This window comes from Chitinophaga sp., from assembly GCF_039596155.1.
GTDB lineage: Bacteria > Bacteroidota > Bacteroidia > Chitinophagales > Chitinophagaceae > Chitinophaga.
In genome coordinates, this window is the sequence record NZ_JBCNKF010000049.1 from 1 (window position 1) to 23,203 (window position 23,203).

Annotated in this window: 30 protein-coding genes; 26 read left to right on the top strand and 4 right to left on the bottom strand. The window is 44.1% G+C overall.

Annotated elements, in window-relative coordinates:
• From rplP to carA, 24 genes are all read left to right on the top strand, one after another.
• Positions 1-421, top strand: a 421-nt coding sequence (gene rplP, locus ABDW33_RS29795; RefSeq protein ID WP_343693747.1) for a 50S ribosomal protein L16, incomplete at its 5' end; no start/stop codon positions are given.
• Between the two features lie 54 nt (positions 422-475).
• Complete coding sequence (gene rpmC / locus ABDW33_RS29800) at positions 476-676, top strand: 50S ribosomal protein L29 (protein WP_072360597.1); 201 nt, start codon at positions 476-478, stop codon at positions 674-676.
• 64 nt (positions 677-740) lie between these two features.
• Positions 741-998 (top strand): 30S ribosomal protein S17, encoded by a 258-nt coding sequence (gene rpsQ / locus ABDW33_RS29805; RefSeq protein WP_072360599.1) that lies wholly within the window; start codon positions 741-743, stop codon positions 996-998.
• A 76-nt stretch (positions 999-1,074) separates the two neighbouring features.
• Entirely contained in the window at positions 1,075-1,443 is a 369-nt protein-coding gene (rplN, locus tag ABDW33_RS29810) for a 50S ribosomal protein L14 (protein ID WP_072360601.1), read from the top strand.
• Positions 1,444-1,601: 158 nt separating this feature from the next.
• Positions 1,602-1,940 (top strand): 50S ribosomal protein L24, encoded by a 339-nt coding sequence (gene rplX / locus ABDW33_RS29815; protein ID WP_146966829.1) that lies wholly within the window; start codon positions 1,602-1,604, stop codon positions 1,938-1,940.
• The gene (gene rplE, locus ABDW33_RS29820; RefSeq protein WP_343693748.1) at positions 1,940-2,515 is read left to right on the top strand and encodes a 50S ribosomal protein L5; all 576 of its coding nucleotides are present in this window, start codon (positions 1,940-1,942) and stop codon (positions 2,513-2,515) included. Before rplX ends, rplE begins: the two co-directional genes overlap by 1 nt.
• 76 nt (positions 2,516-2,591) lie before the next feature.
• Complete coding sequence (gene rpsN, locus ABDW33_RS29825) at positions 2,592-2,861, top strand: 30S ribosomal protein S14 (protein ID WP_072360607.1); 270 nt, start codon at positions 2,592-2,594, stop codon at positions 2,859-2,861.
• A 145-nt stretch (positions 2,862-3,006) separates the two neighbouring features.
• A complete protein-coding gene (gene rpsH / locus ABDW33_RS29830) occupies positions 3,007-3,405 on the top strand; it encodes a 30S ribosomal protein S8 (RefSeq protein ID WP_116851447.1) in 399 nt (132 codons plus the stop codon).
• A gap of 148 nt (positions 3,406-3,553) precedes the next feature.
• Positions 3,554-4,108 (top strand): 50S ribosomal protein L6, encoded by a 555-nt coding sequence (gene rplF / locus ABDW33_RS29835; RefSeq protein ID WP_343693749.1) that lies wholly within the window; start codon positions 3,554-3,556, stop codon positions 4,106-4,108.
• Positions 4,109-4,194: 86 nt separating this feature from the next.
• Positions 4,195-4,551: a 50S ribosomal protein L18 gene (gene rplR, locus ABDW33_RS29840; RefSeq protein ID WP_343693750.1), complete on the top strand. Its 357-nt coding sequence runs from the start codon at positions 4,195-4,197 to the stop codon at positions 4,549-4,551.
• A 39-nt stretch (positions 4,552-4,590) separates the two neighbouring features.
• On the top strand, positions 4,591-5,109 hold the full coding sequence (rpsE, locus tag ABDW33_RS29845; RefSeq protein ID WP_012789304.1) for a 30S ribosomal protein S5: 519 nt from the start codon (positions 4,591-4,593) through the stop codon (positions 5,107-5,109).
• 73 nt (positions 5,110-5,182) lie between these two features.
• Complete coding sequence (gene rpmD / locus ABDW33_RS29850; protein ID WP_072360617.1) at positions 5,183-5,368, top strand: 50S ribosomal protein L30; 186 nt, start codon at positions 5,183-5,185, stop codon at positions 5,366-5,368.
• A 114-nt stretch (positions 5,369-5,482) separates the two neighbouring features.
• Entirely contained in the window at positions 5,483-5,929 is a 447-nt protein-coding gene (gene rplO, locus ABDW33_RS29855) for a 50S ribosomal protein L15 (protein WP_116851450.1), read from the top strand.
• 176 nt (positions 5,930-6,105) lie between these two features.
• The gene (gene secY / locus ABDW33_RS29860; RefSeq protein ID WP_343693751.1) at positions 6,106-7,443 is read left to right on the top strand and encodes a preprotein translocase subunit SecY; all 1,338 of its coding nucleotides are present in this window, start codon (positions 6,106-6,108) and stop codon (positions 7,441-7,443) included.
• 125 nt (positions 7,444-7,568) lie between these two features.
• Positions 7,569-8,369 carry a type I methionyl aminopeptidase gene (map, locus tag ABDW33_RS29865; protein ID WP_343668319.1) on the top strand — a complete coding sequence of 267 codons (801 nt, stop codon included), beginning with the start codon at positions 7,569-7,571 and terminating at the stop codon, positions 8,367-8,369.
• Between the two features lie 114 nt (positions 8,370-8,483).
• A complete protein-coding gene (infA, locus tag ABDW33_RS29870) occupies positions 8,484-8,702 on the top strand; it encodes a translation initiation factor IF-1 (protein ID WP_343693752.1) in 219 nt (72 codons plus the stop codon).
• A gap of 26 nt (positions 8,703-8,728) precedes the next feature.
• Positions 8,729-8,845 carry a 50S ribosomal protein L36 gene (gene rpmJ, locus ABDW33_RS29875; protein ID WP_072360626.1) on the top strand — a complete coding sequence of 39 codons (117 nt, stop codon included), beginning with the start codon at positions 8,729-8,731 and terminating at the stop codon, positions 8,843-8,845.
• A gap of 34 nt (positions 8,846-8,879) precedes the next feature.
• Positions 8,880-9,260 (top strand): 30S ribosomal protein S13, encoded by a 381-nt coding sequence (gene rpsM, locus ABDW33_RS29880; RefSeq protein ID WP_343693753.1) that lies wholly within the window; start codon positions 8,880-8,882, stop codon positions 9,258-9,260.
• 92 nt (positions 9,261-9,352) lie between these two features.
• Entirely contained in the window at positions 9,353-9,754 is a 402-nt protein-coding gene (gene rpsK, locus ABDW33_RS29885) for a 30S ribosomal protein S11 (protein ID WP_072360630.1), read from the top strand.
• A gap of 165 nt (positions 9,755-9,919) precedes the next feature.
• Positions 9,920-10,525, top strand: a complete 606-nt coding sequence (gene rpsD, locus ABDW33_RS29890) for a 30S ribosomal protein S4 (protein ID WP_343693754.1) — start codon at positions 9,920-9,922, stop codon at positions 10,523-10,525.
• Between the two features lie 126 nt (positions 10,526-10,651).
• Positions 10,652-11,647: a DNA-directed RNA polymerase subunit alpha gene (locus ABDW33_RS29895; protein WP_072360634.1), complete on the top strand. Its 996-nt coding sequence runs from the start codon at positions 10,652-10,654 to the stop codon at positions 11,645-11,647.
• Positions 11,648-11,720: 73 nt separating this feature from the next.
• On the top strand, positions 11,721-12,203 hold the full coding sequence (rplQ, locus tag ABDW33_RS29900) for a 50S ribosomal protein L17 (protein ID WP_343693755.1): 483 nt from the start codon (positions 11,721-11,723) through the stop codon (positions 12,201-12,203).
• A 170-nt stretch (positions 12,204-12,373) separates the two neighbouring features.
• The gene (locus ABDW33_RS29905; protein WP_343693756.1) at positions 12,374-13,195 is read left to right on the top strand and encodes a hypothetical protein; all 822 of its coding nucleotides are present in this window, start codon (positions 12,374-12,376) and stop codon (positions 13,193-13,195) included.
• A 94-nt stretch (positions 13,196-13,289) separates the two neighbouring features.
• Positions 13,290-14,399 (top strand): glutamine-hydrolyzing carbamoyl-phosphate synthase small subunit, encoded by a 1,110-nt coding sequence (gene carA, locus ABDW33_RS29910; protein WP_343693757.1) that lies wholly within the window; start codon positions 13,290-13,292, stop codon positions 14,397-14,399.
• A 648-nt stretch (positions 14,400-15,047) separates the two neighbouring features.
• On the opposite strand, the gene ABDW33_RS29915 is transcribed toward carA, so the two are convergent.
• Together ABDW33_RS29915 and ABDW33_RS29920 are read right to left on the bottom strand one after the other, a co-directional pair.
• On the bottom strand, positions 15,048-16,274 hold the full coding sequence (locus ABDW33_RS29915; RefSeq protein WP_343693758.1) for a pyridoxal phosphate-dependent aminotransferase: 1,227 nt from the start codon (positions 16,272-16,274) through the stop codon (positions 15,048-15,050).
• Between the two features lie 161 nt (positions 16,275-16,435).
• Positions 16,436-16,837, bottom strand: a complete 402-nt coding sequence (locus ABDW33_RS29920) for a DUF1573 domain-containing protein (protein WP_343693759.1) — start codon at positions 16,835-16,837, stop codon at positions 16,436-16,438.
• Positions 16,838-17,035: 198 nt separating this feature from the next.
• Here ABDW33_RS29920 and ABDW33_RS29925 point away from each other — a divergent pair, with 198 nt between their 5' ends.
• Together ABDW33_RS29925 and ABDW33_RS29930 are read left to right on the top strand one after the other, a co-directional pair.
• On the top strand, positions 17,036-19,435 hold the full coding sequence (locus tag ABDW33_RS29925) for a thiamine pyrophosphate-dependent enzyme (protein ID WP_343693760.1): 2,400 nt from the start codon (positions 17,036-17,038) through the stop codon (positions 19,433-19,435).
• 430 nt (positions 19,436-19,865) lie between these two features.
• Entirely contained in the window at positions 19,866-20,579 is a 714-nt protein-coding gene (locus tag ABDW33_RS29930; protein ID WP_343693761.1) for a response regulator transcription factor, read from the top strand.
• A gap of 207 nt (positions 20,580-20,786) precedes the next feature.
• Here ABDW33_RS29930 and ABDW33_RS29935 read toward each other — a convergent pair whose 3' ends face one another.
• Together ABDW33_RS29935 and ABDW33_RS29940 are read right to left on the bottom strand one after the other, a co-directional pair.
• Entirely contained in the window at positions 20,787-21,497 is a 711-nt protein-coding gene (locus ABDW33_RS29935) for a YebC/PmpR family DNA-binding transcriptional regulator (protein WP_343693762.1), read from the bottom strand.
• Between the two features lie 104 nt (positions 21,498-21,601).
• A complete protein-coding gene (locus tag ABDW33_RS29940; protein ID WP_343693763.1) occupies positions 21,602-23,098 on the bottom strand; it encodes an amino acid permease in 1,497 nt (498 codons plus the stop codon).
• Positions 23,099-23,203 lie beyond the last annotated feature (105 nt).

The window sequence follows — 23,203 nt, forward strand, 5'->3', positions numbered from 1 at the left end:
GTTACAGCCCAAGAGAACGAAACACAGGAAGATGCATAAAGGCCGCATCAAGGGTAACGCAAAACGTGGTGCGGAAATCTCCTTTGGTAGTTTCGGCTTGAAAGCATTAGAACCTAAGTGGATCACCGACAGGCAGATCGAAGCTGCCCGCGTGGCTCTGACAAGAGCTATGAAGCGTGAGGGTAACGTGTGGATCCGTATATTCCCTGACAAATCCATTACTGCCAAACCATTGGAAGTGAGAATGGGTAAAGGTAAGGGTGCTCCTGACCATTGGGCTGCTGTAGTTAAGCCAGGTCGTATGTTGTTCGAAGCGGACGGCGTACCTCTGGAAGTAGCGAAAGCTGCAATGGAACTGGCTGCACAGAAACTGCCTATTAAAGTGAAATTTGTAGTACGTCGCGATTACGCTGAAGCATAATTGCTGCAGCACACGGGATAAACTATAAACGATAAACCAGAAATAATAAATACAATGGCAAACGAAAAGCTGGATCTGAAAGGTTTAAGCGAACAGGAGCTGAAAGAGAAAATCTCCGAAGAGCAATTACGCCTGAAGAAAATTACATTCAGTCACGCAATTACGCCAATTGAGAATCCAATGAGCATCCGCTCTCTCAGGCGTCAGATCGCACAGCTGAAAACTGAGCTGCGCAAAAGAGAACTGGGCTTCTAAGCCTTAAAAATAAATTCATTCATCGGTCCGAAAGGAACGGTCTGGATAATAAATACTTTCAACAATGAGCGAAAGAAAATTAAGAAAAACCAGAATTGGTGTCGTTTCCAGCAACAAGATGGAAAAAACAATCAGCGTTAGCGTTGAGCGTAAAGTAAAGCACCCAATCTATGGTAAATTCGTAAAAAAGACCACCAAGTTCATGGCTCATGATGAGCAGAACCAGTGCAGCATCGGCGATACCGTTAGAATAATGGAAACTCGTCCGTTGAGCAAGAATAAGTGCTGGAGATTGGTAGAGGTGATCGAAAAGGTAAAATAATCTATTATTGTTTCAAGCTGCAGGCAGCGTTCCTGGATGCAGCCGCTGATTAAACGAATACAAATCTTATAAAAAGATGATACAACAAGAATCAAGGCTGAATGTAGCTGATAACAGTGGTGCCAAAGAAGTACTGTGTATTAGAGTGTTAGGCAACTCCGGCCAGGACTACGCGAAAGTAGGCGATAAGATCGTCGTTACAGTAAAAGACGCGATCGCAGGCGGTGGTGTGAAAAAAGGTACCGTGCACAAAGCTGTTATCGTAAGGACTAAGAACAAGCTGCGCCGTAAAGACGGATCTTATATCCGTTTCGACGATAACGCCGTTGTATTACTGAACAACTCTGACGAGCCACGCGGTACCCGTATCTTCGGACCAGTTGCCCGTGAGCTGCGCGATAAGGGATACATGAAGATTATCTCTCTGGCTCCCGAAGTATTGTAAAGATATTGATGCGTTCGCTGAAAGCATAAAGCAAAAAGTAAAAAAAGCTTATTGCTTTGTGCTTTCAGCTTAAATGCATATCTTTGCAGCCCGTTTCTAAAACGAATATTAATCAAGCGAAACTGATGTTTCGCTTGGCGTTTATAAATAAACAAATAATGAAAACGAGATTCAAGCCGAAGTTCAACATTAAGAAAGGCGACACCGTTGTAGTGATTGCCGGCGATGATAAGGACAGGACCAAGCCCCGCCAGGTGCTGGAAGTGATCCCTGACAAGGCGCGCGTACTGGTAGAAGGTGTGAACATCATCACCAAGCATACCAAACCAACTGCTCAGAACACCAAAGGTGGTATCGTTAAGCAGGAAGCTCCTATCGCCATTTCTAACGTAATGTTGTGGGATGCTAAGGCTGGTAAACCTACCAAGGTAAACAGGCAGCGTGATAATGGTAAATTAGTTCGTATAGCTAAAAAATCAGGGGAGGTAATTAAATAATGGCAAACACTACATATACACCCAGACTGCAGACCAAATATCGCACTGAAGTAGTTAGTGCGCTGCAAAAGAAATTTAATTACAAAAGCGTAATGCAGGTACCTCGCCTGGTGAAGATCTGTCTGAACCAGGGTATCAACGGCGCTGTAGGTGATAAGAAACTGGTAGATATTGCTGTGGATGAAATGACCCGTATCTCCGGTCAGAAAGCTATCGCTACTTTATCCAAGAAGGATATTTCCAACTTCAAACTCAGGAAGAACATGCCAATCGGTGCTCGTGTAACACTGCGTGGTTTTAACATGTACGAATTCCTGGATCGTCTGATCGCTGTATCACTGCCTCGTGTACGTGACTTCAAGGGTATCAATGAGAAAGCTTTCGATGGCCGCGGTAACTATACCCTGGGTATCAATGAGCAGATCATCTTCCCTGAGATCGACATCGATAAAGTAACAAAGATCTCCGGTATGGATATCACTTTCGTTACTACGGCTAACACCAACGAAGAAGCTTACGAGCTCCTGAAAGAACTGGGTATGCCGTTCAAGAACATCAGAAAAGATCAACAATAATATTTGATCTCAAATTCCAAATCCCTCAGGGTTTTGGAATTTGACATTTATAAACTGGAATTATAAACACTAACTAATGGCAAGAGAATCCATTAAGGCTAGACAGAGGAAAAGAGAAGCCCTGGTTGCTAAGTTCGCAGAAAAACGTGCTGCCCTCAAAGCTGAAGGTAACTACGAAGCACTGGATCAGCTGCCTAGGAACGCGTCCCCTGTTCGCCTGCACAACAGATGTCAGCTTTCCGGTCGTCCAAAAGGTTACATGCGTCATTTCGGTCTTTGCCGTAATATGTTCCGTGACCTGGCACTGGCTGGTAAAATCCCTGGCGTAAGAAAAGCTAGCTGGTAATTACAGCACACGGGTTGGACAATTATCCCCGACGAATAGTAATTGTCCTTTTTCCCCCTTTTTTATATTCGTTAAAGCTCTTGATTTTCCTATCTACTACTGACTGGATATCGCATTGTAAAAGTTTTTTAAATTATTAGAAACAATGGTTACTGATCCAATAGCAGACTTCCTGACCAGAATCCGGAATGCGCAAATGGCCAACCACAGGATTGTGGAAATTCCTGCCTCCAAGCTGAAAAAACGTATCACTGAGATACTGTACGACAAAGGTTATATCCTGAAGTACAAATTTGAAGAAGACAACAAACAGGGTGTGATTAAGATCGCTCTGAAGTATGATCCTCAGACTAAAGTACCTGCTATCACTGATCTGCAGCGTATCAGCCGTCCAGGTCTTCGTCAATATTCCAAACCTGCTGACTTCAAACGTATCAAGAATGGTCTGGGTATCGCTATCGTGTCTACATCTAAAGGTGTTATGACCGATAAAGAAGCGAAAACACAGAACGTGGGTGGCGAAGTTGTTTGCTACGTTTATTAATATATTAAGGTCCGCACAGGACCTTCTGGTGTTTGCCAGTGGCTTGTGCAGATCTAACCAATTACATGATCCGTTTCAGAATTAAGCCTTTCTATACGGTGGCTGAACACTGGGGGATCGACACACATAACAGTAAAAAACTGCAATTATGTCTCGTATAGGTAAAGCTCCTATCAAATTAGCAGCTGGTGTTACAGTAACTGTATCCGCTTCTAATGAACTGACAGTAAAAGGCCCTAAAGGTGAACTGAAAAAGGACATCGACAGGGATATCAAAATAGAAGTGGCTGATGGTACCCTGACAGTGGTTCGTCCTACTGACCAGATCCGTCACCGTGCACTGCACGGTCTGTACCGCGCGTTGATCAACAACATGGTGCTGGGTGTTACACAGGGCTTCACCAAACAGCTGGAGCTGGTGGGTGTGGGTTACAAAGCTGCCAACGCTGGTCAGCTGCTGGACCTGTCTCTGGGTTACTCTCACAACATCGTGATTGAGATCCCTAAAGAACTGAAAGTAACTACCCTGACTGAAAAAGGTGCGAACCCAAAGATTACCCTGGAAGGTATCGACAACCAATTGTTAGGACAGGTAGCTGCTAAAATCCGTAGCCTGCGTAAACCAGAGCCTTACAAAGGTAAAGGTGTTCGCTACAGCGATGAAGTGGTTCGTAAGAAAGCAGGTAAGTCTGCAGGTAAATAATTTTAATTGGCTAACCGGTATCTTATACTGGTTAGCTAATTCAACAATATTCCGGCAGCATCGGAATATATAAATTAAACAAAGAAATGAGCACAAAAGCAGTTAATAGCAGACAGAAGATCCGTTACCGCATTCGTAAAAAAGTTGTAGGTAGCGCTCAGAGACCAAGATTGTCTGTATTCCGCAGTAATAGCGACATTTACGTGCAATTGATCGATGATGCAAACGGTGTTACACTGGCAGCTGCATCTTCCCGCGATAAGGATATCAAAGCACAAAAAGGTACCAAATCCGAGAAATCTAAATTGGTTGGCGCAGCACTGGCTACTAAAGCAGCCGCTCTGGGTATTACAGCAGTAGTATTTGATCGTGGTGGTTATCTGTACCATGGTCGTGTGAAGAGCGTAGCTGATGGTGCAAGAGAAGCTGGTCTCCAATTCTAATAATCGAAATTGATTAAATCGTAATTCGCAAATAATAAAATGGCAAAGAATACATTTAATAAAGTTAAGGCTGGTGACCTGGAGCTGAAAGAAAAAGTGGTAGCTATCAACCGTGTTACCAAAACCACCAAAGGCGGTCGTACTTTCAGTTTTTCTGCCCTGGTAGTTGTAGGTAACGAACATGGTGTAGTAGGTCATGGTCTGGGTAAAGCCAAAGAAGTACAGGAAGCAATCACTAAAGGTATCGATGATGCCAAGAAGAACCTGATCAAGGTTCCTGTGATGCACGGTACTATTCCTCACGACCAGCTGGCTAAAGAAGGCGCTGCTAAGGTGCTGATCAAACCAGCCGCTCATGGTACCGGTGTGATCGCTGGTGGTTCTATGCGTGCCGTTCTGGAAAGCGCAGGTATCACTGACGTTCTGGCAAAATCTCTGGGTTCTGCAAACCCTCACAACGTGGTAAAAGCTACATTCAAAGCTTTAGGCCTGCTGCGTGAGCCAGTACAGATCGCAAAAACCAGAAGCGTATCTCTGAAGAAAGTATTTAATGGATAATATCACCCTGTGGTGAAAGGACTGCTGCGCTGCAGCAGCTCCTGTAATTATAAGGTGCTAATTCAAAATAACAATGGCAAAGATTAAAGTCACTCAGGTAAAAAGTGGTATAGACCGTCCGGAACGTCAGAAGCTGACGCTGAAGGCCCTGGGTCTGAACAAAATGCACAACACCGTTGAGGTGGAAGCCACTCCCCAGATCCTTGGGATGGTGCGTAAAGTAAATCATCTGGTAAAGGTAGAACAAGTACAGGGTTAAGGCTTTGCCCTATCTCTGGAAAAAAATCCTACATTTATAGTGGATTATTTGCGAATAACATTATACATTTAATGCGAGCGGTTAATTTCCGCGTAAGTAAAAAAAATTAACTCAATGAATCTGCACACGTTACAACCTGCACAAGGTTCCGTACATAAAGAAAAACGCCTCGGTCGTGGTGAAGCTTCCGGTAAAGGTGGAACAGCTACAAAAGGTAACAAAGGTGGTCAGTCCCGTGCTGGTTACGCTAGCAAAAGAGGTCACGAAGGTGGTCAGATGCCTATTCAGCGTCGTATGCCAAAACGTGGTTTCAAGAGCCTGTCTCCTACTACTTATGTAGTGTTCAACATCGGTCAGCTTGACACCCTGGTAGAAAAATATGGTTTACAGGATTTCTCTCTCGAAAACCTGTACATGAACGGCCTGATCAGCCGCACTGCAAAAGTAAAAGTACTGGGTCAGGGCGAACTGAAGGCTAAAGTTACTGTAAGAGTAAACGCTATCAGTGAAAAAGCCAAGCAGCTGATTGAAGCAGCTGGTGGTTCAGTTGAACTGGTATAAGTTTACACGATCGGAGAGACGCCTACGGAGTAGTGCGTCTTTTCATCTTTTTATTCAGCCAGCGAAATACATCACAAATCCCGGCCAGAGTTACTGAAGAGCAGCTAATTGCAGGTTTGGAATTTGGTCCCGCTACAACCGGGATGAAATTTTGAATATTAAACATTCATCTTCCTGTGAAGAAATTTATCGAAACGATTAAGAATATCTGGAGCATCGAGGATTTGCGTAGCAGAATCCTGACAACCTTGCTTCTTGTCCTCATTTATCGTGTAGGATCCTATATCGTGTTACCCGGTATCGATGCCAACCTGTTGAAGCAGTTTTCAGAGAAATCCAATCAGGGTATTCTGGGTCTGTTTAATATGTTTGCCGGAGGTTCTTTCTCAAGAGCATCCATCTTTGCGCTGGGGATCATGCCATTTATCTCTGCCTCTATCGCCATACAACTGTTGACCATAGCTGTACCTTATTTCCAGAAACTCCAGAAAGAAGGAGAGAGTGGCAGAAAGAAAATCAATCAGTTCACCCGTATCCTGACTGTGGTGGTGACCGGTTTTCAGGCGAGTGCGTATGTTGCCTTCCTGAGAGGCCAATCCAGCGGAGCTATTATCCCTGAATATGGTACTTTCTTCTTCTGGCTGACTACCACTGTTGTACTGACCGCTGGTACCCTCTTTGTAATGTGGCTGGGTGAAAAAATCACTGATAAAGGTATCGGTAACGGTACATCCATCATCATCATGGTGGGTATCCTTGCCCGCCTTCCTCAGGCGCTGATCCAGGAATTTACCTCCAGAACTGCAGAAGCAGGCGGCGGACTGCTTGTCTTCCTGATAGAACTGGCAGTATTCATATTCATTACAATCGGTTTGATCCTGCTGGTACAAGGTACCCGCAAGGTTCCGGTGAACTATGCTAAACGTATAGTGGGTAACAAACAATATGGTGGTGTACGCCAGTTCATTCCCCTGAAGGTGAATGCTGCGGGTGTAATGCCTATCATCTTTGCCCAGGCTATCATGTTTATCCCGGCAACTGCTATCGGTTTTGCGACTGACAGCTCTTCCGAATTCATCCGGATCTTTAGCGACCATACCAATGGTTGGTACAACCTGATCTATGCAGTATTGGTAATTGTATTCACTTACTTCTACACCGCGTTGATCTTCAACCCAACCCAGATGGCCGATGAAATGAAACGTAACAATGGTTTTATTCCGGGTGTTAAACCTGGTACTGCAACTGCAGATTATATTGGGGCAGTTATGGACCGTATTACCCTGCCAGGTGCATTTTTCCTGGCAATGGTAGGTATCCTGCCTGGTGTAGCTGCTGCTGTGCATATTAACAGCAATTTCGCAACCTTCTTCGGTGGTACTTCACTGCTGATTATGGTGGGTGTAATTCTGGATACGTTGCAGCAGATAGAAAGCCAGCTGCTGATGCGCCATTACGATGGTCTGATGAGCACTGGCCGTATCAAGGGCAGAACTGCTCCGGCTAATGTCTGATTCTCATTAGACAGGTGGTCGTAAGTAGCCACAGAAGCATAAAGCAGACAGCAGTCAACACTGTTGCAGGCTTTATGCTTGGTGGCTTCACTGTTTAAAAGACACAAGTCCAACCCGTTTTTACTATGGTGCATTATAAGACTAAAGAAGAAATAGAATTGATGCGCAAAAGCGCATTACTGGTGAGCGCAACATTAGAAGAGGTGGCTAAGAAGCTGAAACCGGGTATGACTACTGATGATATCGACAAGATCGTTGAAGACTTCATCGTAGCCAACGGTGCTGTACCATCCTTCAAAAACTATAAAGGCTTCCCTAAAAGCTGCTGTATCTCTGTCAATGCAGAAGTGGTACACGGTATCCCTAATTCATACGTAGTACAGGATGGCGACATCGTAAGCGTAGACGTAGGCGTATTGCTGAATGGCTTCCATGGAGATAGTGCCTACACCTTTGCAGTAGGTAACGTAAAGCCGGAAGTCCTGCAGTTAATGAAGGCTACCAAAGCCGCTTTATATAAAGGTATCGAGAAAGCAGTGGCAGGTAACCGCATCGGTGACATTGCGCATGCTATTCAGGAGTATACTGAAAAAGAAAGAGGTTATGGCGTGGTACGTGAGCTGGTAGGTCATGGACTGGGTCGTCACCTGCATGAAGATCCCCAGGTGCCTAATTATGGCAAAAGAGGCAGTGGTCCCATCATGAAAGAAGGATTGGTGATTGCCATCGAACCCATGATCAACCTGGGCACAAAAGACGTAGAATATATGGAAGACGGCTGGACAGTGATCACCAGAGATGAGAAGCCTTCTGTGCATTTTGAACATAATGTGGCCGTAATGAAAGGGAAAGCAGACCTTTTATCGTCTTTTGCCGGTATAGAAAAGGCAGAAGCAGAAAATCCTGCATTGACCGCAAACTATTGATAATTAAGGGTTAAGAGTGAGTAGCGAACATTCTCCCAGATAATTATTCAGGTTTATTTTTAGAATTTTATTTTTTACGAAGATTTCGCTATCTTTGCAGTCCTAAAAATTTTTATGGCAAAACAGGCACTCATTAAACAGGATGGAATAATACTAGAAGCCTTGTCTAACGCTATGTTCCGGGTGAAATTGGAAAATGGGCATGAGATTTTGGCCACCATTTCTGGCAAAATGAGAATGCACTATATCCGCATCCTTCCTGGAGACAAGGTCGGGGTAGAGATGAGCCCATATGATTTGACGCGAGGAAGGATCATTTTCAGATATAAATAAACACATAGACTTATAACTCATAACTTATGAAGGTAAGAGCTTCCATAAAAAAAAGAAGTGCAGATTGTAAGATCGTGCGCAGAAAGGGTAAATTGTTGGTAATCAACAAAAAGAATCCTCGTTTTAAACAACGTCAGGGTTAATTATATTAAATAAACTAGAAAATTTAATTCAAATATGGCACGTATAGCCGGTATCGATCTACCTAAGAATAAAAGAGGAGAAATTGGTCTGACCTATATCTATGGTATTGGCCGTTCTACCGCTCAGTACATTCTGGAAAAGTCAGGCATCGACTTTAACAAGAAAGTTAAAGATTGGAATGATGATGAGCAGGCTTCCATCCGTAACATCATCAATGGTGAGTTTAAGGTAGAAGGTCAGCTGCGTTCTGAAGTACAAATGAATATCAAGCGTCTGCTGGATATCGCTTGCTACCGTGGTCTTCGCCACAGAAAGGGCTTACCGCTCAGAGGCCAGCGTACTCGTACTAACAGCCGTACCCGTAAAGGTAAACGTAAGACGGTTGCAGGTAAGAAAAAAGCGCCTAAGAAATAATCTCGATAATACAAATAACAAGTTCCAGTTTCCAATAGTCGTCAAGATGAGGTGTGGTTTCTGGAACCTGGAACCTGGAATTTTATATAATTATGGCAAAAGCACAAAATACAAAAGCTGCAGCTAGCAAGAAAAGGGTAGTTAAAGTAGATAACTACGGTGATGTTCACATTTCTGCTAGTTTCAACAACATTATCATCAGCATTACCAACAAGCAAGGACAGGTGATCTCCTGGTCTACTGCTGGTAAGATGGGCTTCAAAGGTTCTAAGAAGAACACTCCATATGCTGCCCAGCTGGCTGCTTCCGATGCTGCTAAAGTAGCACTGGATGCTGGTCTGAAAAGAGCAGATGTTTTTGTAAAAGGTCCTGGAGCTGGACGTGAGAGCGCTATCCGTGCAATCGCAAACTCTGGTATCGAAGTGACTATGATCAAGGATGTGACTCCGCTTCCACACAACGGTTGCCGTCCTCCTAAGAAGAGAAGAGTATAGTATTTATATATACTTAAGATTTTCGAAAGTGGATAGATGGGAGGCAACTCTCACTGGCTGCTTTCGATTTTCTAATTTAGAAATTTTAACAAACAAGTGGGTATATGATCGTGTTTAAGATTTTTTAAAGATCATATATCGTAACTAAAAAATCTAGTAACAAAAATGGCAAGGTACACAGGACCAAAGACCAAGATCTCCAGAATTTTTGGAGAACCGATTTTAGGTAACGGTAAGTATTTAGGTAAGAACAGCAACCCTCCGGGTCAGCACGGTGCAACCCGTAAGCGTAAACAGCTGGGTGAATACGCACTGCAGCTGCGTGAAAAACAGAAAGCTAAATACACTTATGGTGTATTGGAGCGTCAGTTCGCAAACCTGTTCGTAGAGGCAAACCGTCGTAAAGGCGTTACCGGTGAAGTATTGATCAAATTACTGGAAGCTCGTCTGGATAATGCAGTATTCCGTATGGGTATTGCTCCTTCCCGTCCTGCTGCACGTCAGCTGGTGTCTCACAAGCACATCACTGTAAACGGTGAAGTAATGAATATCCCTTCTTATCAGCTGAAACCAGGTGATATCGTTGGACTGAAAGAATCTGCTGCATCTAACACTGCAATCACCAGCAACATTCGTGGTAAGAACCCTAAATTTAGCTGGTTGGATTGGAACGAGAAAGAACTGAAAGGTACTTTCATCGCATATCCTGAAAGGGAAGCAGTTCCTGAGAATATCAAGGAACAGCTGATCGTAGAATTGTACTCTAAATAATAATAATACTTTAGCCGTTAGCGAAGGATCGTCGGTTATCAATGTAAGTTTCTTATATTGGTATCTAATGATTGCCTGCTGACGGCTATTGGCAGTTTTACATAAACATTTAAACTTAACATATCAATGGCAATTCTGAATTTCCAAAAGCCTGATAAGATCGTTTTGCAAAAGTCAACTGACTTTGAAGCTCAATTCGAATTCCGGCCATTAGAACCGGGTTATGGGGTGACTGTAGGTAACGCGCTGCGTCGTGTGCTGCTGTCATCACTTGAGGGTTATGCCATTGTGGGAATAAAGATAGAAGGAGCAGACCACGAGTTTGCAACTTTAAAAGGAATTACCGAAGACGTAACTGAGATCATCCTGAACCTGAAACAGGTTCGTTTCAAAAGGATCGTGGAAAATGAAGTGAGCAATGAGAAGATCCAGATCTCTATCAAAGGTAAGACCGAGTTCCGTGCTGATATGATCGAAAAAGCTACCAGTGCTTTCCAGATCATGAATCCTGAGTTACTCATCTGTACGCTCGATCCGTCTGCAAAGCTGGATATCGAACTGACTATCGGTAAAGGCCGTGGTTACGTTCCCGCTGATGAGAACAAACCAAAGGATGCAGTATTCGGCTACATCGCAATAGACTCTATCTTTACACCTATCAAGAATGTAAAGTATAGCATTGAAAATACCCGTGTGGAGCAGAAGACCGACTATGAGAAGTTGATCATGGAAGTGGTTACCGATGGTACCATCCACCCGGAAGAAGCTGTTAAACAAGCTTCACGCATCCTGATTCAGCACCTGATGATCATCACTGACGAAAATATCAGCTTTGATACGAAGGATACTGAAAAAGAGGATGTTGTTGATGAACAAACACTGCAGCTGCGTAAGATCCTGAAGACTCCGCTGGAGGACCTGGATCTGAGCGTACGTGCTTTCAACTGTCTGAAAGCTGCTAAAATCAACTCACTGAGCGAACTGGTACAGTACGAGCAGGAAGAGCTGATGAAGTTCAGAAACTTCGGTCAGAAATCCCTGAGCGAAATTGAGCAGGTACTGAACGAAAGAGGTCTGCATTTCGGTATGGATCTTTCCAAACTGAAACTGGACGAAGAATAGTCTTTAACTACTTTATAACATAAGTACTCTGTAATTCCTGACACGGTACAGGGGAATTTAAAACACAAATGTCATGCGTCACGGCGACAAACAAAACCACCTCAGCAGAACAGCTGCTCACCGTTCAGCCCTGTTATCTAACCTGGCTATCGAACTGATCTCTCACAAGCGTATCACCACCACCCTGGCGAAAGCAAAGGCGCTGCGTGTATATGTTGAGCCTATCCTGACAAGAGCGAAGGCAGATTCTACTCACAACCGTAGAATTGCATTCAGCTACCTGCAGAACAAGGAAGCGATCAAGGAATTGTTCGGTGTAGTAAGTGAGAAGATTGCTAACCGTCCAGGTGGTTACACTCGTATCATCAAGCTTGGCAAACGTATGGGTGATAATGCTGAAACTGCTCTGATCGAACTGGTTGATTTCAACGAAATCTACGGTGGTAAGGTTGAGGAGAAAGCTGCTCCAGCGAAGAAAACCCGTCGTGCTGGCGGTGCCAAGAAAAAAGCTGATGAAGCTGCGGCAAACGAAACTGAAGAGAAAGCTGCTGAGTAATCTGCAAATAGTATCTGAAGATAATGAAAGAGTCCCGGGAGCAATCCCGGGATTTTTTTTGCCTGCTCGTGTAGGGTAGGAGCGCTTCCTGAAGTCGTATTATTCAATTGATTAATTAAATAATTTTGTAATATTGCTAACAGGACAACTAACCATAATCTCAGAAACCTATGATTTACTTAAAGTGCAACGCCTGTTCTCACCATAATCCGTCACGTTCCGAGTTCCTTACATTTTGCGAAAAGTGTGGTAAGAAGATAGAGAACTGTTTCTCTAACTGGAAGCAGAAGCATCCGGAAGGAAGCTTTGAAGAATTTCAACAGGAAGTTGGCATCTATGTGAAAGAGCGGGAGCCCAAAGAAAGCCTTAAAGAACGATACATTAAATATGCGGGCAGAAGGGGGGCACTCATTTCCCTGATCCTTGTAATAGGGCTTGCAGCTGTAGCAGGGGGGTATTTCGGCAAGAGAATGGTCATTAGCATCATCTATCCCAAAATAGACAAATCCTGGCTTTATGCTACCTGGGAAACTGTTGTGATTGGCCGGCAGGCCATTGAGATCAGCACACCTATGCACCTGGGTGTCAGCGATCAGCCGTTGGCGCCTGAAATGGCCCAGCTGGTGGAATATGCGAAGAGCTACCGGAACCGGTCTGAAGAAGGGATGCAGGTAATGGTGAACATGTTTAGTTTCCAGCCTAATATCTCCAATGACCTGGAACTGGCGGCTACAACCGCTGCGAAGGGCATGCAGCAGGAAGACGATATCTCCGACCTGAAATATACAACCAGTCATATCACCCAAAGTGGTATGGATGCAGTGCTCCTGCAAGGCTCTTTTAACTACAAAGGCTCCCTTCATCTCTCCTTTTACGACCTGCTTGTGACTCGTGGACAACACCGCTGGGAAATAGGAATCAGGTACCGTGAAGATGATAAAAACGCATCTACGGCCGCTTTACGCATCATAAAATCGATACATATTAAGTAACAGCTGAGGCAGGCGAAGAATTAATCTGTGTTTTTATTAATTCTTAAGCTATTATTCAATAACTTTGCACGATTTTTTAAAAAGAATAATAAGCATGCCTCAGACAAGATCAATCCAGCCTGCGATATTACTGTTAGAAGATGGAACAGTATTTCAGGGAAAAGCTTTTGGTAAAATAGGCACCGCTTCCGGTGAGCTGTGTTTTAATACTGGTATGACAGGATACCAGGAAGTATTTACCGATCCTTCCTATAAAGGGCAGGTCCTGATCATGAATAATTGCTATATCGGCAATTATGGTGTGAAAAAGGATGATGTAGAGAGTGAAAGCGTGAAGATTAATGGATTGATCGCGAAGAATATTGCATACAATTATTCTCGTCAGATGGCGGATGGCTCTCTGGAGAAATTCCTGGATGAGAATAACCTGGTAGCAATTTACGACGTAGATACCCGTGCGCTGGTATCACACATTCGTAGCCAGGGTGCAATGAACTGTATCATCTCTTCTGAAATCCTTGATGTGGATCAGCTGAAAGCTAAGTTGAAGGAAGTACCTTCAATGGAAGGACAAGCACTTTGCAAGGAAGTAAGTACGAAAGAAGCTTACAATGTAGGTGATCCTAACGCTGAGATTCGTATCGCAGTACTGGACAATGGTGTAAAGCGTAATATGCTGAAATGCCTGTCCGAAAAGGGTGCTTATCTGCAGGTATTTCCTACGGATACTCCTTTTGAAGAGTGTGAGAAATTCAAGCCCAATGCTTACTTCGTATCCAACGGTCCTGGTGACCCGGCTCCACTGAAGTATGCGGTGGATACAGTGAAGAAGATCCTGGCAGCGGACAAGCCAATGTTTGGTATCTGTCTGGGACATCAGTTGCTGGCACTGGCCAACGACATTCCTACTTATAAAATGCACCACGGTCACCGCGGTCTGAACCATCCGGTAAAAAACCTGGCAACCGGCCGTTGCGAGATCACTACCCAAAACCACGGTTTTGCAGTTGATCCAAAAGCAGTAGCAGCAAGTGAGCATGTAGAGGTAACACACGTGAACCTGAACGACCAGTCAATTGAAGGTATCAGGATCAAGAACAAGCCTGCATTCTCTGTACAGTACCATCCGGAGTCAACTCCTGGTCCGTATGACAGCCGTTACCTGTTCGATGACTTCTTTACCATGATTAAGAAGCACATGTAAGATTAGTTTGTATGTAGAATATGACCAAAAGGCGGTCCGGCTGTGTCCGGGCCGTTTTCATTTTATCTTATTGGTCCCCTTTAAATGCGAAAATATTGGTTGTACAAAAAGAGGCTTTTGCTCATTGCAAAAGCCTCTTTTTTATATATGATATTTATTAAGCGTTGATTATCAATGTTCTGATTGAGTATAGGGCAAAAAAATACGGCTCCGTGATCGGAGCCGTTTGCCTTTATAAATTCCACGTTATGAAAAACTGATACAAAAATACGGTATTTAGCTAAAACGTTTTAGTTTTCTTCAAACTTTTTTACAGAAATCTGAAAAATTCTTTTTTCTGTAGTCGCAACACCTTTGTGTTGACGGAGTAAAGTTCGGTTGATAAAAACGTTCGGAAAAATTTCTAAGGTTAAATTTATGCTAAACCACAAGTCTCACTTTCCTCTTTTCATTCGCTCTATCCCGTCGTTCACAATTCAAATATACGAACAAAATTGAAGAATCCAACATTTTTTATAGAATTATTGAAGATTCTGTTTAAAAAAGTGCACATATATTTTTTCTTAATGTAAAAAAAGGGCCAATTTGGCCCTTTTTTGTATGCGGTAAAGATAATACTGTTATATAGAATAAAATATAATATATTGATTACTTCACGGCCACCATCGAATCCTGTGTGATCTCTATACGGCCAGGATATATTTCGAGTGCCTGACGCAGGCAAATCATTGCCTGACGGATATCATCGGTATTGATCACATAGGCAAGTCTTACTTCGTTCAGACCTAATCCAGGAGTTGCATAGAAACCGGTGGCGGGTGCCAGCATCAGTGTTTTGCCTTCGTAACAGAAGCTTTCCAGCAACCACTGGCAGAATTTATCACTGTTATCTATTGGGAGGCGGGCGATGGCGTAGAACGCGCCACCGGGATTTGGGCAGTATACGCCTGGGATGTCGTTGAGCATGCTTATCAGCAGGTCTCTGCGGCGCAGGTATTCTGCCTTGATCTCCCAGAAATAATTCAGAGGAAGGTCTACGGCTGCTTCACCGGCAATCTGGGCAAAGGAAGGAGGGCTCAGTCTTGCCTGCGCAAATTTCATTACTGCATCCAGTACCTGTTGATTTTTAGTCACCAGTGCACCGATACGACCTCCGCATGCACTATAGCGCTTAGAGATGGTGTCCATGAGGATGACATGCTGTTCCAGTCCTTCCAGTTTCATGGCAGAGAAATGATCGCCTACATAGCAGAATTCCCTGTATGCCTCATCAGAGAAGAGGTAGAGGTTGTACTTGAGACAGAGTTGTTTCAGTACTTCCAGTTCTTCGCGGCTGTAGAGGTAGCCGGTAGGGTTATTGGGATTACAGATCATCAGCGCTTTGGTGCGGGGCGTGATGGCCTTTTCGAATGCTTCCATAGATGGCAGTGCGAAGCCTGTTTCGATAGAAGCCGTGATGGTGTTTACTGTTATGCCCGCTTCTGTAGCAAAACCGTTATAGTTTGCATAGAAAGGCTCGGGTACCAGTACTTCGTCGCCCGCATCCAGGCAGGCCATGAATGCGAACATAATGGCTTCTGATCCACCTGTGGTAACGATGATCTGCTGATGGTTCAGCTCAATACCAAATCGTTCGTAATAGGTTACCAGTTTGCGGCGATAGCTTTCATTACCTGCGGAGTGACTGTATTCAAGAATTTTGAAGTCTGAATGGCGTACCGCATCCAGAACCTGTTTTGGTGTGTCAATATCGGGTTGACCGATATTCAGGTGGAATACTTTGGTTCCTTTTTTCTTGGCAGCTTCTGCGTATGGAACTAGTTTTCGGATGGGAGAAGCGGGCATTTGCTCACCTCTCTTGCTAATGGTAGGCATATATTGTGTTTGATTTGCGGTACAAATGTAGTGGATTATGGTTGGGTAAAAATATTGTATGGCTGGCAGGTGGCAAATCAGCATAAAAAAGCCTTACAATTTTAAAAACTGTAAGGCTTAATAAGTTGTACAACGGAAGGCCGTCGTTATGGCAGTACAAATTAGTTTTCTACCTGACCTGTGAGGTGCAGTTCTTTATCCTGATCTACGCCTTTAACTTTCACCCAGATAGTTTTATTCTGTGGGCCTACGCTATTTGCGCTGTAACCTGCAGTGATCTTACCTTTTTTACCAGGCAGGATAGGTTCTTTGGTCCATGTAGGAGTGGTACAACCACAGCTCGCACGCGCTGTTTCGATAATCACTGGCTCCTTGCTGACATTGGTGAATTCAAAATCAACAGAAACTGGTTTGTTAAACTTGGTTTTACCGAAGTCGATGGTTTCTTTCGCGAATTTCACTTTCACATCAACAGGGTTCGCTGGTGTTGTGGTTTGAGATTGAGCCCAAAGAGCAGTAGTTAACAACATGCTCGCAAATAGGGATAAGATAAACTTTTTCATTTTTGTTATGTGGTTTTGACGATTGGTTAAAAAAAAGATCACCCTTTCGTAAGTAACAAATTTACAGCCAAAATTAACGCATCAACAGAGAATTTATTAAAATCTTATTAAAAAAATTCTAATTATTTTACCTGATACATTTACAATCATTTCTCACTTCTATTTTATACCTTACTTTTGTGACATATACAACGAGGCATGATAGAAAACAATGAACTAACTATGAATACGGAAAGCCGGCTGTCATTCGAGGAATTTCGGAAAGAAGTACTTGAGGATTATCGCCTGGCCTGCGAAAGCAGGGAAGTTAGTCTGCTGGCCCGTAAGGAAGTCCTTACAGGGAAGGCCAAGTTCGGTATATTCGGAGATGGAAAGGAGGTGGCACAGGTAGCCATGGCCAAATATTTCCAGCCAGGAGATTTCCGCTCCGGTTACTACCGTGATCAGACGTTTGCTTTCGCCAGTGGTATTGCCACTCCTGAGCAGTTCTTCTCACAGATGTATGCAGACCCGGACCTCGCCAACGAGCCATTTTCGGGAGGCCGGCAGATGAACTCGCATTTTGCTACGCCTAACCTTGGTCAGGATGGTAAATGGTTGAATCTGACCGCCACTAAGAACACTGCTACAGACATGTCGCCAACTGCCGCCCAGATGCCCCGGGCCCTTGGTTTGGCGTTTGCCTCTAAATTATTCAGAGAAGTAGACGGCCTGAAAGAACTGGAAGGGTTGTCGAAAAACGGGAACGAGGTATGTTTTGCTACTATCGGTGATGCGTCGACTTCAGAAGGTCACTTCTGGGAGACGATGAATGCCGCGGGTGTATTGCAGGTACCATTAGCGGTATTTGTATGGGACGACGGGTATGGAATTTCCGTGCAACGGAAGGACCAGACGACAAAAGACTCCATCAGTGCTGCACTGGAAGGATTCCGTAAAACGGAAGATTCCAACGGCTTTGATATATATAATGTGAAAGGCTGGGATTATGCCGGCATGTGTGAAGTATTTGAAGCGGGGATCCGTAAGATCAGGGAAACCCATGTTCCTGCCTTATTCCATGTAGAAGAGCTGACCCAGCCGCAGGGGCACTCGACCAGTGGTTCCCACGAGCGTTATAAGAGTAAGGAGCGGCTGAGCTGGGAAAAGGAATTTGACTGTAATCACCAGATGCGCCAGTGGATACTGGAGAACGCACTTTCTGATGATGCTACCCTGGCAGAAATTGAAGCAAAGGCGAAAGCTTTTGCACAGGATTCCCGCAAGAGTGCATGGGAGAAGTACATTGCGCCTATCCGCAAAGAAGTACAAACCATGCTGGGCTATGGTCAGGCAGTAGCTGCCCTGCCACAGGCTGATACTACGCTGGTGAACAGCCTGCTGCATGAATTGCAGGGCAACAGGGAGCCATGGAGAAAAGATATCCTGAAAACGGCTGCCAACATCCTGTTCCGTCATAGAAATATGAAGGCACCGGCAATTGACAAACTGAAGGCGTACTACGAGGACCTGCTGGCCCGGGAAAAGGAAAATTATAATTCCTTCCTGCATGCTACCGGTGTAAACTCTGCACTGAATGTACCGGTAGTACCCGCTGAATATGATGCAGATTCGGTAAGCATTAACGGATATGAGGTGTTGAACAGGTACTTTGATCAGCTGTTCAGCAACAATCCTAAGGTTTTCGCCTTTGGGGAAGACGTAGGTAAAATAGGGGACGTGAACCAGGGTTTTGCCGGTTTACAGGCAAAGCACGGTAACCAACGCATATTCGACACTGGTATTCGCGAGTTAACCATCATGGGACAAGGCATCGGGATGGCATTACGTGGTTTAAGGCCTATTGCTGAGATCCAATACCTGGATTACCTGCTATATGGTCTGCAGCCACTGAGTGATGATGTAGCCAGTCTGCAATACCGCACAAAAGGTATCCAGGCATGTCCGATCATCGTTCGTACCCGTGGGCACAGACTGGAAGGCATCTGGCATTCCGGTTCACCAATGAGTATGATCATGGGAGCACTGAGAGGTATGCACATGTGTGTACCCCGCAATATGGTGCAGGCAGCTGGTATGTACAATACCCTGTTGCAGGCCAATGAACCTGCCCTGATGATAGAATCACTGAATGGCTATCGCCTGAAGGAAAAACTGCCTAACAACCTGGCAACATTTACAGTTCCGTTAGGCGTGCCTGAGGTGGTAAAAGAAGGTACTGATATCACTATTGTTTCTTATGGCTCTACCCTCCGTATAGTAGAAGAAGCAATTCAGACGCTGGAACAACTGGAGATCTCGGTTGAACTGGTGGATGTACAAACATTACTGCCATTTGATATCAATCACAAGATTGTGGAATCGCTGAAAAAGACTAACAAGATCCTGTTTGTGGACGAAGATGTACCGGGTGGTGGTACTGCTTATATGTTCCAGCAGGTAATGGAAGGTCAGGGTGGTTACCGCTGGCTGGATGTAGCACCACGTACATTGAGTGCCCAGGCACATCGTCCTGCATATGGTTCAGACGGAGATTACTTCTCCAAGCCGAATGTGGAAGACGTGATCAGGGTAGTGCTGGAAATGGTAGCGGAATAGAAAAAATAAATTAATTTAAAATACGAACGCAAGGCTTTCAAAGGCCTTGCGTTTTTGTTTTGTGCAGTTGTAGGTTTAAAAAATGACAAGTAGTACAGATACAAATATGATAAATAGTTTTATAATATTTTGTATTCTCACAAAAGAAATTCCTCATTTGAATGATACCGGGCTAAAAAGTTAGGATTGCTTATGTTAAACATTTTTTTCTCTAAGTATGTTATAAATCTGTAGTGAGTGATACTTAATATATTAGACATTGATTTTTTCTTAAGCATCAGGAATGAATAAAATGAATGTTTGAAAATCAACGCGCAGGATATAAATTGTATTATAGTTTTTTAGAGGGAAAGAATTTGAACAAGCAATAACCACGTTACAGAAAGGTAGATAGTAATTAAATTATTTAATTATCAACCCAAATCCATTTATGAAAGCAGGAGTACTGTTAGTTGAAGACGATTTGTTTTTTGCCAAAGTGGTGAAAAGCCATTTAGAAAAGGCCGGGTACGATGTGACTCATTGTGCCAACGGTGAAGAGGGATGGGCAACTTTTCAGGAAAAGCCCTTCGACATTTGTCTGTTGGACGTGATTATGCCCGGCATGGATGGGTTTACCCTGTGCCGTGAGATTCGCGACAAGGATGAAAATGTACCTATCATTTTTGCTTCCTCCAGATATATGGAGCAGGACAAGCTGAACGGCTTTGAGGCCGGCGGCGATGACTATCTGGTAAAACCATTCAATATGGAGGAGTTACTCTGCCGTATGGAAGTATTTATGAAGCGGAGCCGTCTCTTACAACACGATAAACAGGTTGTATTCACCCTGGGGAGCCTGGTATTTAATTACAGTGAATTCAAGATATATCATCAACCAACCAATACTAATATCAATTTACCACCCAAGGAGGCTGAGCTGCTCAAGTTTCTCTGTGAGAATGCTAATAAGAAGCTGAAAAGAGAAGGGATACTGCTCAGTGTGTGGGGGAATGACGATTTTTTCACCGGCAGAAGTATGGATGTATACCTGACGCGTATCAGGAAGCATTTCAGGCTGGATGGTACCATTAAGTTGGAAACCATTCACGGGAAGGGGTTAAGGTTGGTGACGGAACCGGAAAAGATTGCGGAAAAGGCATAAAATAAAAAGGGGCTGCAACCGCAGCCCCTTTTTTATGAAGATGATTGTCATTACAGTTCGAAATATCCGCTGTAGGAATTGGATATACTATTGACGTTTAGATGTAATAGTGGCACAGCTGCCTGTATGAATTGACAATGCCGCATGAACGTTATTGACGGTTTACAGCTGACAATAAAAGCCAACAGGACATCATTCACCGTACAACTATTTCAGTGTGTGGAACACCTGCTGTACATCGTCGTCCTGTTCCAGCCTGTCAATCAGCTCCAGTACTTCTTTCGCCTGCTCTTCGTTCAACTCGGTCGTAGTGGTAGGAATACGTTTCAATTCAGCGCTGATAGTCTGGATATTTCTATCTTCCAGTGCTTTGGACATATTACCAAATTCAGTGAAAGGAGTACGTATAATAATATTGCCTTCGCTGTCTTCTCCGATTTCTTCCAGACCTGCGTCAATCAGTTCCAGTTCCAGCTCTTCCAGGTTCTGTCCTTCATTTTTAACTTTGAATTCACCCATACGGTTGAAGAGGAAACCAACCGAACCACTGTTACCAAGGCTACCGCCCAATTTATTGAAGTGCATGCGAACGTTTGCTACAGTACGGGTTGGGTTGTCGGTAGCAGTTTCTACCATTACAGCCACACCGTGTGGTGCATATCCTTCGTATACAACTTCTTCGTAGTCAGTTTTATCTTTTCCCATCGCGCGCTTAATCGCAGCTTCTACGCGGTCTTTGGGCATGTTTACACCCTTCGCATTCAATACACATCTGCGGAGGGCTGGATTATTATCAGGATCAGGACCGCCGGCTTTTACAGCTATCGCGATTTCCTTACCGATCCTGGTAAACTGCTTTGCCATCCTGTCCCAGCGGGCAAACATGGTATGTTTTCTTACTTCAAATATCCTTCCCATAGTGGGTAATGTAATTAGTTATTAAGAATAGAGGTGCAAATTTATGGAAAAGGGCCGGAAAAACTGAATTTCCCGGCCCTTCCTGCCTTTTAGAAGACAATATTTTATTTAAACAACTTTCTGGCTTTACTGTGTTTTACACTGTAGCCGAAGTAGATAATGAAACCTATCAGCAACCAGATGATCAGTCTTGACCAGTTTTCCCAACCAAGGCTGAAGATCATTGTTACACAGAATAATGTACCTAAGATAGGTACAAATGGTACCCATGGTGTTTTGAATTCCCGGGGTTGATCAGGGTCTGTTTTGCGCATTACGATAACTCCCAAACATACGAGTACGAAGGCAAACAGGGTACCGATACTCGTCATATCACCTACTACGCTGTCTGGAACGAAAGCGGCAAACAGGGATACAAATACGAAGAACATCGCCTGTGATCTGTATGGCGTACGATATTTAGGATGCAGATCAGCGAATACTTTTGGTACCAGACCATCGTTGGCCATGGAGTAGAATACGCGGGTCTGTCCCAGCAGCATCACAAGAATTACGGAGGAGAAACCTGCCAGGATAGCGACAGTCACGAATGTAGACAGCCAGCCATAGCCTACCATGTACTTGTCGATTACGTAAGCAACAGATGCTTCACCACCTTCTTTCAGAAAGTCCTGGTAAGGAGCGATACCGGTCAGTACGTAAGAGAAAAGGATATACAAAGCAGTACATACAAACAGGGAAACCAGGATACCTATTGGCATATTGCGCTTAGGATTTACGGTTTCCTGAGCAGCTGTAGACACCGCATCAAAACCAATGAAAGCGAAGAATACCACACCAGCGCCTCGCAGTACTCCCGAGATCCCATGGAACCCGTACTTGGAATAGTCGACCACTGTTCCATTGTGCATGGTTACGGTGCCGGCGTTTTCAGGGATCATGAATGGGGTATGGTTAGCCGGGTTGATGAACTGCCAGCCGAGGATGATGATCAGGATAACGATGGCCACTTTTGCAATAACGATAATGTTATTCACAATAGCAGAACCTTCAATACCACGAATGAGCAATAAGCTCAGTAGCAACAGAATGAAGATAGCAGGGAGGTTCATGATACCATGTACACCTGCGTCGGAAGTTTCGAAAGGGCTGTGACACCATTGATAGGGGACAGTCCATCCAACCGTTTTCTCCAATAGTTTATTCAGGTATTGTGCCCATCCTATGGCAACAGTAGCAGCACCAAGGGCATATTCCAGCACAAGGTCCCAACCGATGATCCAGGCAATAAATTCACCCATGGTAGCATAGGAGTAGGTATAAGCACTACCTGCTATAGGGATCATAGAGGCAAATTCTGCATAGCATAGACCTGCTAAAGCACAACCTGCAGCTGCAATAATGAATGAGAATACGACTGCGGGGCCGGCATGTTGTCCGGCAGCAGCTGCAGTTCTTACGAAGAGTCCCGCACCAATGATGGCGCCAATGCCCAATGCAATCAGGGAACCTGCGCCCAATGTGCGTTTAAGTCCTTTGTCCGATTCAGATGCTTCTGATAATAAGATGGAGAGAGGCTTTTTTACAAAAAGTTTGCCCATACTGTATGTCTATTGTGGTTGACGTTTGAATGGTTTAGTAATTTGTTGTTTCAATTCTTTACAGATCGCCAAATATAGGCATCAATTTTATAAAATGACACACAA

Bases quoted from the DNA above. Each gene is read 5' to 3' on its own strand.
- rpmC (WP_072360597.1), top strand. From the start codon at position 476: ATGGCAAACGAAAAGCTGGATCTGAAAGGTTTAAGCGAACAGGAGCTG.
- rpsQ (WP_072360599.1), top strand. From the start codon at position 741: ATGAGCGAAAGAAAATTAAGAAAAACCAGAATTGGTGTCGTTTCCAGC.
- rplN (WP_072360601.1), top strand. From the start codon at position 1,075: ATGATACAACAAGAATCAAGGCTGAATGTAGCTGATAACAGTGGTGCC.
- rplX (WP_146966829.1), top strand. From the start codon at position 1,602: ATGAAAACGAGATTCAAGCCGAAGTTCAACATTAAGAAAGGCGACACC.
- rplE (WP_343693748.1), top strand. From the start codon at position 1,940: ATGGCAAACACTACATATACACCCAGACTGCAGACCAAATATCGCACT.
- rpsN (WP_072360607.1), top strand. From the start codon at position 2,592: ATGGCAAGAGAATCCATTAAGGCTAGACAGAGGAAAAGAGAAGCCCTG.
- rpsH (WP_116851447.1), top strand. From the start codon at position 3,007: ATGGTTACTGATCCAATAGCAGACTTCCTGACCAGAATCCGGAATGCG.
- rplF (WP_343693749.1), top strand. From the start codon at position 3,554: ATGTCTCGTATAGGTAAAGCTCCTATCAAATTAGCAGCTGGTGTTACA.
- rplR (WP_343693750.1), top strand. From the start codon at position 4,195: ATGAGCACAAAAGCAGTTAATAGCAGACAGAAGATCCGTTACCGCATT.
- rpsE (WP_012789304.1), top strand. From the start codon at position 4,591: ATGGCAAAGAATACATTTAATAAAGTTAAGGCTGGTGACCTGGAGCTG.
- rpmD (WP_072360617.1), top strand. From the start codon at position 5,183: ATGGCAAAGATTAAAGTCACTCAGGTAAAAAGTGGTATAGACCGTCCG.
- rplO (WP_116851450.1), top strand. From the start codon at position 5,483: ATGAATCTGCACACGTTACAACCTGCACAAGGTTCCGTACATAAAGAA.
- map (WP_343668319.1), top strand. From the start codon at position 7,569: ATGGTGCATTATAAGACTAAAGAAGAAATAGAATTGATGCGCAAAAGC.
- infA (WP_343693752.1), top strand. From the start codon at position 8,484: ATGGCAAAACAGGCACTCATTAAACAGGATGGAATAATACTAGAAGCC.
- rpmJ (WP_072360626.1), top strand. From the start codon at position 8,729: ATGAAGGTAAGAGCTTCCATAAAAAAAAGAAGTGCAGATTGTAAGATC.
- rpsM (WP_343693753.1), top strand. From the start codon at position 8,880: ATGGCACGTATAGCCGGTATCGATCTACCTAAGAATAAAAGAGGAGAA.
- rpsK (WP_072360630.1), top strand. From the start codon at position 9,353: ATGGCAAAAGCACAAAATACAAAAGCTGCAGCTAGCAAGAAAAGGGTA.
- rpsD (WP_343693754.1), top strand. From the start codon at position 9,920: ATGGCAAGGTACACAGGACCAAAGACCAAGATCTCCAGAATTTTTGGA.
- ABDW33_RS29895 (WP_072360634.1), top strand. From the start codon at position 10,652: ATGGCAATTCTGAATTTCCAAAAGCCTGATAAGATCGTTTTGCAAAAG.
- rplQ (WP_343693755.1), top strand. From the start codon at position 11,721: ATGCGTCACGGCGACAAACAAAACCACCTCAGCAGAACAGCTGCTCAC.
- ABDW33_RS29905 (WP_343693756.1), top strand. From the start codon at position 12,374: ATGATTTACTTAAAGTGCAACGCCTGTTCTCACCATAATCCGTCACGT.
- carA (WP_343693757.1), top strand. From the start codon at position 13,290: ATGCCTCAGACAAGATCAATCCAGCCTGCGATATTACTGTTAGAAGAT.
- ABDW33_RS29915 (WP_343693758.1), bottom strand. From the start codon at position 16,274: ATGCCTACCATTAGCAAGAGAGGTGAGCAAATGCCCGCTTCTCCCATC.
- ABDW33_RS29920 (WP_343693759.1), bottom strand. From the start codon at position 16,837: ATGAAAAAGTTTATCTTATCCCTATTTGCGAGCATGTTGTTAACTACT.
- ABDW33_RS29925 (WP_343693760.1), top strand. From the start codon at position 17,036: ATGATAGAAAACAATGAACTAACTATGAATACGGAAAGCCGGCTGTCA.
- ABDW33_RS29930 (WP_343693761.1), top strand. From the start codon at position 19,866: ATGAAAGCAGGAGTACTGTTAGTTGAAGACGATTTGTTTTTTGCCAAA.
- ABDW33_RS29935 (WP_343693762.1), bottom strand. From the start codon at position 21,497: ATGGGAAGGATATTTGAAGTAAGAAAACATACCATGTTTGCCCGCTGG.
- ABDW33_RS29940 (WP_343693763.1), bottom strand. From the start codon at position 23,098: ATGGGCAAACTTTTTGTAAAAAAGCCTCTCTCCATCTTATTATCAGAA.